At 71.8% G+C, this 13,753-nt stretch carries 15 protein-coding genes and 1 pseudogene; 8 read left to right on the plus strand and 8 right to left on the minus strand.

Annotation, left to right across the window (positions count from 1 at the left end; all coding sequences use genetic code 11):
* Position 1 precedes the first annotated feature (1 nt).
* From resB to ACF9IK_RS20865, 3 genes are all read left to right on the plus strand, one after another.
* Complete coding sequence (gene resB / locus ACF9IK_RS20855; RefSeq protein WP_395295686.1) at positions 2-1,780, plus strand: cytochrome c biogenesis protein ResB; 1,779 nt, start codon at positions 2-4, stop codon at positions 1,778-1,780.
* A 3-nt stretch (positions 1,781-1,783) separates the two neighbouring features.
* Positions 1,784-2,920: a c-type cytochrome biogenesis protein CcsB gene (ccsB, locus tag ACF9IK_RS20860; RefSeq protein ID WP_395295687.1), complete on the plus strand. Its 1,137-nt coding sequence runs from the start codon at positions 1,784-1,786 to the stop codon at positions 2,918-2,920.
* A gap of 147 nt (positions 2,921-3,067) precedes the next feature.
* A complete protein-coding gene (locus tag ACF9IK_RS20865; RefSeq protein ID WP_395295688.1) occupies positions 3,068-3,454 on the plus strand; it encodes a hypothetical protein in 387 nt (128 codons plus the stop codon).
* 22 nt (positions 3,455-3,476) lie between these two features.
* On the opposite strand, the gene ACF9IK_RS20870 is transcribed toward ACF9IK_RS20865, so the two are convergent.
* Entirely contained in the window at positions 3,477-4,517 is a 1,041-nt protein-coding gene (locus ACF9IK_RS20870) for a ScbA/BarX family gamma-butyrolactone biosynthesis protein (RefSeq protein ID WP_395295689.1), read from the minus strand.
* Between the two features lie 349 nt (positions 4,518-4,866).
* Here ACF9IK_RS20870 and ACF9IK_RS20875 point away from each other — a divergent pair, with 349 nt between their 5' ends.
* Positions 4,867-5,466, plus strand: a complete 600-nt coding sequence (locus ACF9IK_RS20875; protein WP_395295690.1) for a ScbR family autoregulator-binding transcription factor — start codon at positions 4,867-4,869, stop codon at positions 5,464-5,466.
* A gap of 87 nt (positions 5,467-5,553) precedes the next feature.
* Here ACF9IK_RS20875 and ACF9IK_RS20880 read toward each other — a convergent pair whose 3' ends face one another.
* From ACF9IK_RS20880 to ACF9IK_RS20895, 4 genes are all read right to left on the minus strand, one after another.
* Positions 5,554-6,222, minus strand: a complete 669-nt coding sequence (locus ACF9IK_RS20880) for a ScbR family autoregulator-binding transcription factor (protein ID WP_395295691.1) — start codon at positions 6,220-6,222, stop codon at positions 5,554-5,556.
* 205 nt (positions 6,223-6,427) lie between these two features.
* Entirely contained in the window at positions 6,428-6,640 is a 213-nt protein-coding gene (locus ACF9IK_RS20885; RefSeq protein ID WP_238863713.1) for an acyl-CoA carboxylase subunit epsilon, read from the minus strand.
* Positions 6,641-6,695: 55 nt separating this feature from the next.
* The gene (locus ACF9IK_RS20890) at positions 6,696-8,297 is read right to left on the minus strand and encodes an acyl-CoA carboxylase subunit beta (RefSeq protein WP_395295692.1); all 1,602 of its coding nucleotides are present in this window, start codon (positions 8,295-8,297) and stop codon (positions 6,696-6,698) included.
* 437 nt (positions 8,298-8,734) lie between these two features.
* Positions 8,735-9,139 carry a PLD nuclease N-terminal domain-containing protein gene (locus ACF9IK_RS20895; protein ID WP_395295693.1) on the minus strand — a complete coding sequence of 135 codons (405 nt, stop codon included), beginning with the start codon at positions 9,137-9,139 and terminating at the stop codon, positions 8,735-8,737.
* A 109-nt stretch (positions 9,140-9,248) separates the two neighbouring features.
* Between ACF9IK_RS20895 and ACF9IK_RS20900 the strand changes: the two genes are divergently transcribed.
* Positions 9,249-10,706 carry a menaquinone biosynthesis decarboxylase gene (locus ACF9IK_RS20900; protein ID WP_395295694.1) on the plus strand — a complete coding sequence of 486 codons (1,458 nt, stop codon included), beginning with the start codon at positions 9,249-9,251 and terminating at the stop codon, positions 10,704-10,706.
* Positions 10,703-11,611, plus strand: a complete 909-nt coding sequence (gene mqnP / locus ACF9IK_RS20905; protein WP_395298632.1) for a menaquinone biosynthesis prenyltransferase MqnP — start codon at positions 10,703-10,705, stop codon at positions 11,609-11,611. Before ACF9IK_RS20900 ends, mqnP begins: the two co-directional genes overlap by 4 nt.
* Before the next feature lie 14 nt (positions 11,612-11,625).
* Here the strand turns inward: mqnP and ACF9IK_RS20910 are convergent, their stop codons facing one another.
* Positions 11,626-11,838 carry a DUF4287 domain-containing protein gene (locus ACF9IK_RS20910; RefSeq protein WP_395295695.1) on the minus strand — a complete coding sequence of 71 codons (213 nt, stop codon included), beginning with the start codon at positions 11,836-11,838 and terminating at the stop codon, positions 11,626-11,628.
* Positions 11,839-11,885: 47 nt separating this feature from the next.
* A complete protein-coding gene (locus tag ACF9IK_RS20915) occupies positions 11,886-12,527 on the minus strand; it encodes a DUF998 domain-containing protein (protein WP_395295696.1) in 642 nt (213 codons plus the stop codon).
* Positions 12,528-12,696: 169 nt separating this feature from the next.
* On the opposite strand from ACF9IK_RS20915, the pseudogene ACF9IK_RS20920 reads away from it, so the two are divergent.
* Positions 12,697-12,849: pseudogene (locus ACF9IK_RS20920) on the plus strand (helix-turn-helix domain-containing protein); the annotation flags it as partial.
* Positions 12,850-12,967: 118 nt separating this feature from the next.
* Positions 12,968-13,189 (plus strand): DUF397 domain-containing protein, encoded by a 222-nt coding sequence (locus ACF9IK_RS20925; RefSeq protein WP_395295697.1) that lies wholly within the window; start codon positions 12,968-12,970, stop codon positions 13,187-13,189.
* 7 nt (positions 13,190-13,196) lie between these two features.
* On the opposite strand, the gene cpt is transcribed toward ACF9IK_RS20925, so the two are convergent.
* Positions 13,197-13,730: a chloramphenicol phosphotransferase CPT gene (cpt, locus tag ACF9IK_RS20930; RefSeq protein ID WP_395295698.1), complete on the minus strand. Its 534-nt coding sequence runs from the start codon at positions 13,728-13,730 to the stop codon at positions 13,197-13,199.
* Between the last annotated feature and the right edge of the window lie 23 nt (positions 13,731-13,753).

The following is a 13,753-nucleotide window of genomic DNA, read 5'->3' on the forward strand; positions in this document are numbered from 1 at the left end:
CGTGAGCAAGACCACGACCGACACCGAGCTGCCCCCGGCGGCGGTCGAGGACGCGGCCGAGCGGCTGACCACCGCGCCGACCGAGTCGGACGGCCCCGTCGGCATCGGCGTGCTCGGCTGGCTGCGCTGGGTGTGGCGCCAGCTGACCTCGATGCGGGTCGCGCTGATCCTGCTCTTCCTGCTCTCGCTGGCCGCCATCCCCGGGTCGCTGATCCCGCAGAACGGCCAGAACCAGTTCAAGGTCGAGACCTGGAAGGCGCAGCACACCACGGTCGCGCCGGTGTACGAGAAGCTCCAGCTGTTCGACGTCTACAGCTCGGTCTGGTTCTCGGCGATCTACATCCTGCTCTTCGTCTCGCTGGCCGGCTGCATCGTCCCGCGCACCTGGCAGTTCGTCGGCGTGCTGCGGGCCCAGCCGCCGGCCGCGCCGAGCAACCTGACCCGGATGCCCGTCCACGCGGCCTGGCGCACCGACGCCGACGCCGGGACGGTCAACGCCGCCGCGTACCGGCTGCTGCGCAAGCGCCGGTTCCGCGCGAACCTGGCCGGCGGCTCGGTGGCCGCGGAGAAGGGCTACCTGCGCGAGGTCGGCAACCTGGTCTTCCACCTGTCCCTGTTCGCCCTGCTCGGCGGCTTCGCCTGGGCGAGCCTGGCCAGCGGCACCGGCGGCAAGCTGATGGTCGCGGGCGAGGGCTACTCCAACACCATCACCCAGCTGGACGACTTCACCGGCTCGCGGTTCTACACCAGCCAGGACCTCGACCCCTTCTACCTGAAGCTGAAGGGCTTCACGGCGCGCTTCCAGAGCAAGGGCGACCAGATCGGCGCGGCCAGGCAGTTCACCGCGAACGTCGAGTACTACGCCGGCAGCGACGCGGAGAAGCTCAAGCAGGGCACGATCGAGGTCAACCACCCGCTGGAGATCGGCAGCAGCAAGGTCTACCTGATCGGTCACGGCTACGCCCCGGTGATCACCGTGCGCAACGCCGCCGGCGAGGTCGTCTACTCGGGTGCGACGCCGTTCCTGCCGCAGGACGGCAACCTCACCTCCACCGGCGTCGTCAAGGTCTCCGACTACGGCGACAAGGACGGCGAGAAGACCCAGATGGGCTTCTCCGGCTTCTTCCTGCCGACCGCCCCGGTGGCGTTCGACGCGAACACCGGCCCGCGCTCGCTCTTCCCCGGCGACGCCGACCCGGCCCTCGTGCTGAACGCCTTCGCGGGCGACCTCGGCACCGACTCGGGCCTGCCGCAGAACGTCTACCAGCTCAACACCAAGAACCTCACCCAGCTCCAGCAGGACGGCCAGCCCGCCAAGGTCCGGCTGAAGGTGGGCCAGGGCTGGACCCTGCCGGACGGCTACGGCACCGTCACCTTCGACGGCTACAAGCAGTGGGCCAGCTTCAACATCTCGCACCGCCCGGGCAACGAGATCGCCCTGGTCGGCGGCGTGCTGGCGATCCTCGGCCTGATCGGCTCGCTGTTCGTGCAGCGCCGCCGGATCTGGGTGCGGGCCGTGGCCCTGCCGGGCGGCGGCACCCAGGTGGAGCTGGCCGGCCTGGCCCGCAGCGAGTCGGCGAAGATCGCCGAGGAGCTGGCCGAGCTGGCAGTGGACCTCCAGGACGACGCACCCGCGACCGACGACGCACCCGCGACCGCCGACCCGGACGCGCCCGCCGACCCGGACGCGCCCGACGAGGCCTCGGCCGTCCCCGAGCCCTCGCAGCCCGCAGCGCCCGCACAGCCCGCAGTCCCCGCCGACCAGAAGTCCAAGGAGTAGACGGTGCAACTCGCCTCGGCGGTCGACCCCCAGCTGGCCGACCTCTCCAACAAGCTGATCTATTCGGCCATGGCCGTCTACCTGATCGCCATGTTCGCCCACATGTTCGAGTGGACGTTCGGCAGCAAGGGCGCCGTCGCCGTCCGCTCGACCGAGCAGGCCGGCCTGGCCGAGACGGTCGCCGCGGCCGGGGCCGCGAACGCCAAGAGCGCCAAGAAGGTCACCGTCACGGTCGCCTCGGCGGGCGGCGGCACCACCACGCTCACCCGCACCGCCCTGGCGGGCGAGGGCGCGACGGTGGTCACCAGCGGCCGCGGCGAGGACGAGACGGACGGCCCGGGCGCCGCCGGCACCAGCGAGCGGGCCGACCTGGCCGGCCGGATCGCGGTCTCGCTGACCGTGCTCGCGGCCATGCTGCACGCGGGCGGCGTGCTCACCCGCGGCCTCTCGGTCTCGCGCTGGCCGTGGGGCAACATGTACGAGTTCTCCTGTGCGTTCGCGCTGGCGATGACCACCGCCTACCTCGGCCTGCTGGCCTCCCGGAAGAAGGTCCGCTGGCTCGGCCTGCCGGTCACCCTGGCCGTCCTGCTGACCCTCGGCGTCGCGGTCTCGGTGCTGTACACCGAGTCCGAGCAGCTCGTCCCGGCGCTGCACTCGTACTGGCTGGCGATCCACGTCTCCACCGCGATCGTCTGCGGCGGCGCCTTCTACGCGGCGTTCATCGCGACGCTGCTCTACCTGGGCAAGGACTCCTTCGACAAGCGGATGGCGGCCGGCCTGGCCACCGGCCCGCTCGGCACCTCGCCGTCCATCTGGCGTCGCCTGCCGGCCGCGTCCACCCTGGACAAGCTCTCCTACCGGATCAACGCGCTGGTCTTCCCGCTGTGGACCTTCACCATCATCGCGGGCGCGATCTGGGCCGAGGCCGCCTGGGGCAAGTACTGGGAGTGGGACCCGAAGGAGACCTGGTCGTTCATCACCTGGGTCGCCTACGCCTGCTACCTGCACGCCCGCGCAACCGCCGGCTGGAAGGGACGCAAGGCCGCCTACCTGGCCCTGGCCGCGTTCGCCTGCTGGCTCTTCAACTACTACGGCGTGAACATCTTCGTCACGGGAAAGCACTCCTACGCGGGGATCTGACCCGGGCACAGCACGAAGCACGCTCGGCCCGGCGCTCCGCAGATCGGAAGCCGGGCCGAGGTGTGACAGGGGTAGTTCGTGCCGGCCAACCCGAGCCGGCACGGGGAGGAACGAGGAGGAAATCGCGCAATGGAGTGCGACGAGGTCATGCTGACCGTCCGAATCACCGCCGCCGAGCGCATGCTGCTCCGCCGGCTCGCCCAGGGGCACCGGAGCGACGTCTCCGAGGTCGTGGCGGACGGCCTGCTGGACATCATCCCCACGCTCAGTACGCAGGCGGACGCCTTCCGCCTGCTGGGCGCGCTCGCGGCCCCCGCGCCGTGCGCCCTGACGGTCTGGCTGCCGACGCCGCTGGCCGACCTGCTCGTCCCGGGTGCGGCCCGGATCGCCCAGGTCACCCAGGTCCGGGTCGGGTCGGCCAGCGCCATGCTCGGCGCCGCCCTGCGGCTCTGGCTGGCCCAGGACCCGAGCCGACTGGCCGCCAACCTCAGCGTGATGCACGCCGGCCGGCCGGCCGCGCTGGTCGCGGCCTGACCCCGGCGGGGCGCCGCCGGTCTCAGCAGGCGAGCGGCAGGCCCGGATCCCGGTCCGGGCCTCCCGGGCGCCGCTCGGCGGCCCCGCCGTCGGCAGGGGCGGTCAGCAGCCGGCACTCGGCCACCGTCCGGTCGTCCTGCGTCAGCAGCACCCGGACCGGGACGGACGGGGCGTCCGCCCCGGCTCCGGCGGCGATCCTCGACTCCCGGACGGCCCGCACCAGGCACGGCCGGTCCAGCTCGATGAAACCGCTGAACGACGACACCAGCTCCACCGGCACCACCGGATCGGGGTGGCGCAGCCGCTGGGCGGCCTGCCGGGCGGCCTCCAGGACGACCATCCCGGGCACGTGGTCCAGGGAGGGTTCGGAGAGCACCGGGTGGTGGACGTCGGCGCGCAGCAGCCAGCTGCCCGGCACCGGCGACGGCCCGAGCACGACGTCGGCGGCCTGCTCGCGGCCGGCCATCTGGGGCTTGGTGCAGGCGGGCGGAAGCCAGGGCGCCGCCGCACGTCGGGAGGGCTCGCGCAGCCGGGCGTACGCGGCGGGGGAGAGCGCCCGCAGCTGGACGGCGGCGCGGCCGACCGGGCGCCCGTCCCGCTCGACCTCGACGTGCACCCGCAGCGAGGCCAGCCGCCCGTGCCGCATCCGGACGTCCTGGCAGTTCGCCCGGAGCATCAGGGCGGCGGGGGCGCCGGTGATGGCGAGCCCGTCCAGACCGTCCGGGCCGAGGGAGTAACAGAGCTCGTCCAGCGCGAAGTGGTGCCCGCGGGGGACGCCGAAGCCGACGTGGCCGATCAGCAGTGCGGCCTGCCGGACGGTCTCGGCCATCAGCACCGGGTCGTGGTGGCGGTCGCCGGGCAGCCGGTAGAAGCCGTGCAGCCGGGGCCACTGTGCGCCGAGCAGGAAGTCGTAGGGGCCGGTGGACTGCCAGCCGGTGATCAGGACCTCGGAGACGGAGGAGCGGTGGACCAGGTGGCGGGAGACGGTCCGGTCGTGGAAGTCGTAGCCGGCGCCGGTGTGGAAATACGGGCCGTCGGCATCCGGTTCTACGATCGCTGGCATGGCTGGCCCCACTCCCGGGTCTCAGTCGACCGGCCGCGCCGGCGGCCCCCTCACAAAACATACAAACCAACCGGTTTGCCTGCTGTGAGTGGGGTCCCCGCTGCCGGGACCTCTGCGTGATCACGTTACCCGCGCAACGGCCTGCGGGAACGCCCGGGCGGGCGATGCCGGACCTTGGGCGGGGGTCGATCCCCGCTGGACGGCGGGGGAGAGCGAGGAGCTAGATTAGATACCAACCATGCGGTTTCGGGCTGGCCGTCCGCATGCGAGGCGTCGCACCACCGACGGCGGCGCCCTGACAGCAGCCGGGCGAGCCGGGATCTCGCCGAGGCCGAGGCCGGAGGGGCCAGTGGTCAAGCAGGAACGTGCGGGGAGGACGAGGCAGGCCGTGTTGCTCGCCGCGGCGGACGCGTTCGCGGAGGCCGGTTTCGAAGCGGCCAACCTGGTGGACATCAGCCGCCGGGCGGGCGTCAGCAAGGGCGCGCTCTACTTCCACTTCGTCTCCAAGCAGGCGCTGGCCGACGGCGTCCGCGCAGCGGCCGCCCGCGAGATCGGCTCGGCCGCCCTGCGTGCCCGGCGGGGCGGCGGCCCGGCCCTCCAGGGCCTGATCGACTTCTCGCACGAGCTGGCCCGGCTGCTGCGCGAGGACGTGCTGGTGCGGGCCGGCGTCCAGCTCGGCCAGGGCACCCGGTTCGGGGCCGGGGCCGCCTGGCGGAGCCTCACCGAGGTGTTCCGCCGTCTGCTGGACCGCGCCGCCGACGCCGGCGAGCTGCACCCCGGGGTGGACCTGCGGCAGGCCGCCGACCTGCTCACCACCCTGGCGGCCGGCCTGGTGCTGTTCGCCCCCGAGGACGCCGGCCGGCTGCGGCCGGAGGCGGTGCGCGGTCTCTGGGCCGCGGCCCTGCCCGCCCTGGTGCCGGCCGACCGCTGCTCGGCCTACCGCACCTGAGGCCGCGCCACCGCACCCGAGGCCGCACCTCCGTATCCGCGGCCGGGCCGGCGCGCCCGAAACCGGGCCGGCGCCACCCGGCCCGGGTCAGTCGCCGGTGCGCGCGACCGGGTCGGGGGTGGGCGAGGGCCCGGGGCCGCTGCCCGGCGCCCGCTCGGCCACGCTGATCCGGGCCAGCGCGTGCGGCTGGACCAGCCCCGGCAGCAGCATCGTCCAGAGGTCGGCCATCCGCTGCAGCAGGTCGCTTCGGCCGGTCAGCACCTGCGAGCTGAGCTGGATCCCGGTGACCGCCCCGGTGATCACCCCGGCGGCCGCCGCCGGGTCCAGGCCGGGGTGGAGGTCGCCCGAGTCGCGCGCCTGCTCCAGCAGTGCGCGCGCAGCGTCGGACCAGCGCTGGTAGGCGGCGATCTGCGGTTGGGTGAAGCTGCCGTGCTCGATGGTCAGCCGGATGCTGCCGCGCACCATCGGGTCGTCCACCAGGGCGTGGGCGAAGGCGTACCCGAGGTCGATCAGGGTCTGCACCGGACTGTCCGAGGTCGGCCGCCAGGTGGCGAGCCAGGCGCCCTGCCCCTCGATCACCGCGAGCGCGAGCTCCTCCTTGGAGCCGAAGTGGAAGTACAGCGCGCCTTTGGTGACGCCGGCCCGCTCCAGGATCTCCGACATGGTGGCGGCGGCGTAGCCGCGTTCGTCGAACACCTCGGCCGCGGCGAGGAGTACCGCCTGGCGCGTTGCCAGTGCCCGGGCCTGCCTGGCCATCGCAGCCTCCCTGGAATGCTCTCGTACTCGGCGGCGGCCGATCCTACGGGGGCCGACGGGGCGGGGAATCGCATACCGTCCAGTAGGTATTCTACCGAGCCGCCCGTCGCCGGACCGGTGTGCGAGGACTCCGCCGGCGCCGGGAACGGCGAAGGCCGGCCACCCGGAGTGGGTGGCCGGCCTTCGGTCGGATGCTGCGGGGCCGTCAGGCGGCCTGCTGCCAGCTGACCGGCGAGAAGTACGCCGGACGGCGCTCCAGGCGGTGCCAGTTGGCGATCGGCTCGACCGGCGCCACGGCGGCGGCGGCCTGCTGGGCGGCCGCGGCGCGGGCCATCAGCACGGCGGTCAGGGCGGCGAGCTCCTCGTCGGAGAGCGAGCCGCGGACGACGCGGACGAGTGGTTCGGCGGAAGCGGTCATGGTGTTGGTTTCTCCCCCGGCACGTTTCTGGTGAACGGTCAGCAGAACTGCGGTGCTACATGGGCGGGTTGCCGTGCTTGCGGCTCGGCAGGTCGGCGTGCTTGGTGCGGAGCATGGCGAGCGAGGAGGCCAGGACCTGGCGGGTCTCGGCGGGGTCGATGACGTCGTCCACGAGGCCGCGCTCGGCCGCGTAGTACGGGTGCATCAGCTCGGTCTTGTACTCCTTGATCTTCTGGGTGCGCATCGCCTCGGGGTCCTCGGCGCCGTTGATGTCGCGGCGGAAGATCACGTTGGCGGCGCCCTCGGCGCCCATGACGGCGATCTCGTTGGTCGGCCAGGCGAACGAGAGGTCCGCGCCGATCGAACGGGAGTCCATCACGATGTACGCGCCGCCGTAGGCCTTGCGCAGGATCAGCTGGATGCGCGGCACGGTGGCGTTGCAGTACGCGTACAGCAGCTTGGCGCCGTGCCGGATGATGCCGTCGTGCTCCTGGTCGACGCCGGGCAGGAAGCCGGGGACGTCGAGCATGGTGACCAGCGGGATGTTGAAGGCGTCGCACATCTGGACGAAGCGCGCGGCCTTCTCGCTCGCGTTGATGTCGAGCACGCCGGCCAGCGACTGCGGCTGGTTGGCGATGATGCCGGTGACGTGCCCGTCGATCCGCGCCAGCACGCAGAGCACGTTGGTGGCCCAGCGCTCGTGGACCTCCAGGTACTCGCCGTGGTCGACGATCTCCTCGATCACCTTGCGCATGTCGTACGGGCGGTTGCCGTCGACCGGCACCAGGTCGAGCAGCGTGTCGTTGCGGCGGTCCACCGGGTCGTCGTTGACGACGGTCGGCGGCATCTCGCGGTTGTTCTGCGGCAGCAGCGAGAGGAGGTAGCGGACCTCCTCGATGCAGGACTGCTCGTCGTCGTAGGCGAAGTGCGAGACGCCGGAGACCCCGGAGTGGACGTCGGCGCCGCCGAGGCCGTTCTGGCTGATCTTCTCGCCGGTCACGGCCTGGACCACGTCCGGGCCGGTGATGAACATCTGCGAGGTCTCGCGGACCATGAAGACGAAGTCGGTCAGGGCCGGCGAGTACGCGGCGCCGCCGGCGCACGGGCCGAGCATCACCGAGATCTGCGGGATGACGCCGGAGGCCCGGGTGTTGCGCTGGAAGATGCCGCCGTAGCCGGCCAGGGCGGTGACGCCCTCCTGGATGCGGGCGCCGGCGCCGTCGTTCAGCGACACCAGCGGCGCACCGGCCGCGATGGCCATGTCCATGATCTTGTGGATCTTCTGCGCGTGGGCCTCGCCCAGCGCACCGCCGAAGATCCGGAAGTCATGGGCGTAGGTGAAGACCGTACGGCCGTGCACCGTGCCCCAGCCGACGACCACGCCGTCGGTGTGCGGCTTCTTCGCCTCCAGGCCGAAGCCGGTGGCGCGGTGCCGGCGCAGCGGCTCCACCTCGCGGAACGAACCCTCGTCGAGCAGCAGCTCGATGCGCTCACGGGCGGTCAGCTTGCCCTTGGCGTGCTGGGCCTCGGTGGCCTTCTCGCTCGGGCCCCGGCGGACCTGGTCGCGCAGTTCGTGCAGCTCGGCGACCCGCCCGTGGGCGTCGGCCGGGATCTCGGGGATCTCGTCGCCGACCGGCGCCTCATGCACAACCGTCATCTCGAACCACTCCAAGGGTGAGGGAACTGTCCGACAGCCAACGTCTGCGTTGCCCCCGGCTGCGAATCACTTCTTCACTTATGACTGTACGAGGGGCCCGGCGCTGGTTTCGGCGTCGATTCCGTACAAGGTCGCGTCCGTTTAGATGTCAGGGCTGTACAGAAACCGAGGGCGGGCGCCGTGATCGGACGGTGTCCGTTCGATTACCCGCAGCTGTCGCCCGAGTGGCGGTCCGATGATCTGAGTGGAAGGAAACGTGCAGGTCAGGCCAGGCGGGCGGGAGCCCGGGCGGGGTGCCTCAAGGGGGCCGCTAGCCGGACTTCAGTGGAGTGTGCTGGGCGACCCAAGGCGGCTCCGGGCGCCGATCAGTCGTAGGGATGCGCCAAAAACAGCGAGGCCCACCCGGGAACCTCCGGGTGGGCCGTCCGAGGGAGCGCTCAGCTCTTGCGACCGTCCTCCGGCTCGTCCTTGCCCCGCAGCTCCTCCTCGCGGCGGCGCAGGTCGGCCTCCCACTGCTTGAGCATGTCCTCGTGCCGCTTGTTGTCCTTCTTCAACGACGCGAGGAACTCGGGGTCGTCGTCCGGCGCGAGCGGCCGGCCGCCGCGCGGGCGCTCGTACTCGGGGTAGCCGGTGGTACGGCCCGCCGGGCGGGGCTGCAGGGCGCCGCGCTGCTTGCCGGCCACCAGCCAGGCGATCGAGCCGACCAGCGGGAACAGCAGCACGATGATCACCCAGACCACCTTGGGGAGGTGCTTCACCTCCTCCTCGGGCGTGGTCAGGCAGTCGATGAACGCCCAGACCCAGAGGGCGAGCGGGAGTACGAAGGTCAGGATCCTCAGCACGGCGGCGATCTCCCCCGGTGGCGGTGGCGGCGGGCGCCGCGAACCGGTGGACGGCTTCGACGGGGGCCCTTGACCGAGCCAGGCTATCGGGTGGCGGATACTGGCTGGCATGGCATACGACGATCTCCGTTCGTTTCTGCGGGCCCTCGACCGCGAGGGCGATCTCAAGCGCATCAAGGCCGAGGTGGACCCCCATCTGGAGATCGGCGAGATCGTCGACCGGGTGCAGAAGGCCAAGGGCCCGGCCCTGCTCTTCGAGAACGTCAAGGGCTCCTCGATGCCGCTGGCGATGAACGTCTTCGGCACCGAGCGCCGCCTCGCCAAGGCGCTCGGACTCAAGGGCCCCGACGACATCGCCGACAAGATCGCCGGTCTGCTGAAGCCCGAGCTGCCGCAGGGCTTCACCGGCTTCCGGGACGCCTTCGGCAAGCTCGCCTCGATGGCCCACGTGCCGCCGAAGCACGTGAAGTCCGCCGACGCCCCGGTGCACGAGGTCGTGCTCACCGGCGAGGACGTCGACCTGGACGAGCTGCCGGCCCTGTTCACCTGGCCGCTGGACGGCGGCTCTTTCTTCAACCTGGGCCTCACCCACACCAAGGACCCGGACACCGGCGTCCGCAACCTCGGCCTGTACCGGCTCCAGCGGCACGACCGCCGGACCATCGGCATGCACTGGCAGATCCACAAGGACAGCCGCAACCACTACGCCGTCGCCGCGAAGCGCGGCGAGCGGCTGCCGGTCGCGATCGCCTTCGGCTGCCCGCCGGCCGTCACCTACGCCGCCACCGCCCCGCTGCCCGGCGACATCGACGAGTACCTCTTCGCCGGCTTCGTCGCGGGCGAGCGGGTGAAGATGGTCGACTGCAAGACGGTGCCGCTGCAGGTCCCGGCCGACGCCGAGGTGGTCCTGGAGGGCTGGCTGGAGCCCGGCGAGATGCTGCCGGAGGGGCCGTTCGGCGACCACACCGGCTTCTACACGCCGCAGGAGCCGTTCCCGGCACTGAAGATCGACTGCGTGACGATGCGCCGCCGCCCGATCCTGCAGTCCATCGTGGTGGGCCGCCCGCCGACGGAGGACGGCCCGCTGGGCAAGTTCACCGAGCGGTTCTTCCTGCCGCTGCTGAAGGTGATCATTCCGGACATCGTCGACTACGACCTGCCCGAGGCCGGCGGCTTCCACAACTGCGTGATCGTCTCGATCGACAAGAAGTACCCCAAGCACGCCCAGAAGACGATGCACGCGATCTGGGGCGCGCACATGATGTCGCTGACCAAGCTGATCATCGTGGTGGACTCCGACTGCGACGTCCACGACTACCGGGAAGTGGCCTGGCGGGCCTTCGGCAACGTCGACTACAGCCGCGACCTCACCGTCGTCGAGGGCCCGGTCGACCACCTCGACCACGCCTCGTACCAGCAGTTCTGGGGCGGCAAGGCGGGCATCGACGCCACCCGCAAGCTGCCGGAGGAGGGCTACACCCGGGACGGCGGCTGGCCCGAGATGGTCTCCTCCGATCCCGCCACGGCCGCCCTGGTCGACCGCCGCTGGAAGGAGTACGGGCTCTGATGAGCACCGCTGCCGCCCTCCCCGAGGTCCCGCCGGGCAAGGTCAAGGCCTTCCTGCGGCTGGTGATGATCGAGCACTCGATCTTCGCCCTGCCGTTCGCCTACATCGCCGCCCTCACCGCGATGTTCCTCGCCGACGGGCGGGTGCACTGGGGCGAGCTGTTCGTCGTCACCGTCTGCATGGTCGGCCTGCGGACCTTCGCGATGGCCGCCAACCGCATCATCGACCGTGAGATCGACGCCCGGAACCCGCGCACCGCCGGGCGGGAGCTGGTCACCGGCGCCGTCGCGGTGAAGACCGCGTACATCGGTTCGGCGATCGCGCTGGCTGTCTTCCTGGGCGCGGCCGCCCTGCTGAACCCGCTCTGCCTGGCGCTCGCGCCGGTCGCCGTGGTGCCGATGGTGGTCTACCCCTACGGCAAGCGGTTCACCGACTTCCCCCAGGCGATCCTGGGCCTGGCCCAGGCGATGGGCCCGGTCGGCGCCTGGCTGGCCGTCACCGGTTCGTGGTCCTGGGACGCGGTCGTGCTCGGCGCCGCGGTCGGGATCTGGATCGGCGGCTTCGACCTGATCTACGCCTGCCAGGACGTCGAGTCGGACCGCGAGGGCGGCGTGCGCTCGGTTCCGGCCCGCTTCGGCATCCCGGCGGCGGTGTGGGGAGCGCGCGTCTGTCACGTGCTCACCACGCTGCTGCTCGGCTGGTACGCGGTGCTGACCGGCGCCGGCGCCGCGTTCTGGATCGGCCTCGCCGTCGTGGCCGGCGCCTTCGTCTACGAGCACACCATCGTGAAGCCGAACGACCTGTCGAAGCTGAACCGGGCGTTCTTCCAGACGAACGGGTTCGTCGGGATCTCGCTGTTCTTCTTCGCGCTGGTCGACCTGGTCGTGCGCGGACTGGGGATCTGAGCCTCCCCGCGCGGCTACTTGGCGCCCTCGTCGAGCGTGTGCTTGACGAGGGCGTTCGCGTGTCCGTGGCCGAGGCCGTGCTCGGCCTTGAGCCAGGCGACGAGCTCCATGTGCCTGGTCAGCGGGGAGTTGCGGATCAGCTCCTTCCAGTGCGCGATCGGCTGGCCGTACTTCTTCTCGATGGAGGGGAAGTAGCTGGCCGGGCCCTTGGCGGCGTCGGTGCTCATGGTGCTGCTCCTGTCGGTTTGTCAGTTCGGTCTTGCCGGGGTGATTCTCACGCAGAGAGCCGGACGGCGACAGTGCTCAGCCAGGCGAGCCCGAGCGCGGCGCCGGCGGTGAAGGCCATGACGGTGGCGCCGGAGCCGACGAACCCGGCCAGCACGCCGAGGGGCATCAGGCGGGAGGCGATCGCCCAGCCGCGGCGGCCGGTGGCGGCGAAGTGCCGGGCGAGGACGAGGAACGCGGCGCAGAGCGCGAGGTAGCCGACCGCGCCGCCGATCATGTGGACGGTGCCGTGGGCGCTCAGCTCGGTCACCCGGCCCTCGGGGGCGCCGACCGGGAACCCGGCCCCGGGGTCGGCCTCGAACGCCGAGCTGAGGAGGAACGACGCGCCGAACGCCGCGACCAGGCGGGGTGCCCAGGTGCCGCCGGGGCGGTTGCGCAGGGCCTGGTGGAGGCCGGCCGCGCCGGCGAGGACCAGGACGCCGGCGAGGAGGAAGTTCGCGGTCTGGATCCAGCCGGTGTCGCCGAGCGCGAGCTGGCTGACGGCGTTGCGGGAGAAGTCGAAGCCCTCGCGGGTGAGGCCCTGGACGAGGCCGGCGGTGAGGAACAGCGGGCCGGAGAGGGCGCCGGCGGTGAGGAGGGTCCGGGCTGCGGGAGCGGCGGCGAGCGGGGCGGCGGTGAGTGTGTTGGTCATGCCAGGAGGACCGGGGGAGTGGGCCGAACTCATCGGTGGTGCGGATGTGATCTGGGCCACTCGACGGTGCGACGAGCCCGCTATCGCCGTTCGCGCTCCGAGCCTCGCGGGTGCTGGCTGCTGTGGGCGGCCTGGAAGCCCGAACACCGGTTCCTTGAAGGAACACGGCATGGCTGTCGAGCACGACCCCTCGCACTCGCCCCGCGCGTACTACGGCGCGGAGCTGCGGCGCCTCCGCGAGTTGGCGGGACTGAGCCAGGAGGCCCTGGGGAAGCTGGTCTTCTGCTCGGGCGGATACATCGGGCAGATGGAAGTGGCGGTGCGGAAGCCGCAGGAGGAACTCTCCAAGTTGTTGGACGAGGCGCTCAAGACGGACGGGCACTTCCTGCGGGTGTATCAGCTGGTGCGGACGGCGTCGCGCTACGTCGACTTTCGCGGACGTGGTTGGACTCCAGCCGATGGCGCTGTCGATCAGCGAGTTCTCCCCGCTCCTCGTGCCCGGCCTGCTGCAGACGGCGGATTATGCGAGGGCGCTCTTCGGCGCCCGCCCGGGTTCGGTTCGCGACTCCAAGGACCCCGAAGGCCCCCGTCTCCGCTTCACCCCGGCCGCCTGGCAGGCCTTCGTGACCGCCGCCGCCAACGGCGAGTTCGGCACCGTCTGACGGTCGCTCACCTCACCCGGGTGGCGATGGCTCGGGCGCAGTCCAGGGACTCGGTACGGGTGGTGTCCACCTCCAGGTCGTAGACCACGCCCTCGTGGACGATCGGGGCCTGCTGGGCGGCCATGCCCGGGGTCCGGTCCCCGCGGGCGATCTCGCGGCCCGCGGCCACCGCGCTCTCGCACCGGACACCGACCCACAGCACCTCCAGGCCGTCGAGGACGTCCCGCCAGCGCGCCTGGGACTCCGCTCCGCCGAGGAACACGTCGTCGACGATGATCCGGGCGCCTGCCCGAGCCATCGCGGCGACCCCTGCCATCCACGCGGCCTCCAGCTCCCGGAACGTCGGTCCGACGGCCACGGCGCCGTCGTCGGCGATCTCGATCCCGAGGTCCGAGGCCTGCATGGAGGCCGGCATCATCTCGATCAGCGAGTCGATCGCCGCCGCGAGCCACGGATCCGGCAGGACTGCCTGGAGGCACCGGACGATCCCGGACTTGCCGGAGCTCGATCCACCGTTCAGCACGATCACTTGAGTCGTCACCAGATCACCGTAGAGGCGGGCGT

Source organism: Kitasatospora hibisci (assembly GCF_043950205.1).
Taxonomy (GTDB): Bacteria; Actinomycetota; Actinomycetes; order Streptomycetales; family Streptomycetaceae; genus Kitasatospora; species Kitasatospora hibisci.

What these genes read in the sequence shown, in the direction of transcription:
- ACF9IK_RS20865 (WP_395295688.1), top strand. Translation starts at nt 3,068, where the DNA reads ATGCTGACCGTCCGAATCACCGCCGCCGAGCGCATGCTGCTCCGCCGG.
- ACF9IK_RS20870 (WP_395295689.1), bottom strand. Translation starts at nt 4,517, where the DNA reads ATGCCAGCGATCGTAGAACCGGATGCCGACGGCCCGTATTTCCACACC.
- ACF9IK_RS20880 (WP_395295691.1), bottom strand. Translation starts at nt 6,222, where the DNA reads ATGGCCAGGCAGGCCCGGGCACTGGCAACGCGCCAGGCGGTACTCCTC.
- ACF9IK_RS20885 (WP_238863713.1), bottom strand. Translation starts at nt 6,640, where the DNA reads ATGACCGCTTCCGCCGAACCACTCGTCCGCGTCGTCCGCGGCTCGCTC.
- ACF9IK_RS20890 (WP_395295692.1), bottom strand. Translation starts at nt 8,297, where the DNA reads ATGACGGTTGTGCATGAGGCGCCGGTCGGCGACGAGATCCCCGAGATC.
- ACF9IK_RS20900 (WP_395295694.1), top strand. Translation starts at nt 9,249, where the DNA reads ATGGCATACGACGATCTCCGTTCGTTTCTGCGGGCCCTCGACCGCGAG.
- ACF9IK_RS20910 (WP_395295695.1), bottom strand. Translation starts at nt 11,838, where the DNA reads ATGAGCACCGACGCCGCCAAGGGCCCGGCCAGCTACTTCCCCTCCATC.
- ACF9IK_RS20915 (WP_395295696.1), bottom strand. Translation starts at nt 12,527, where the DNA reads ATGACCAACACACTCACCGCCGCCCCGCTCGCCGCCGCTCCCGCAGCC.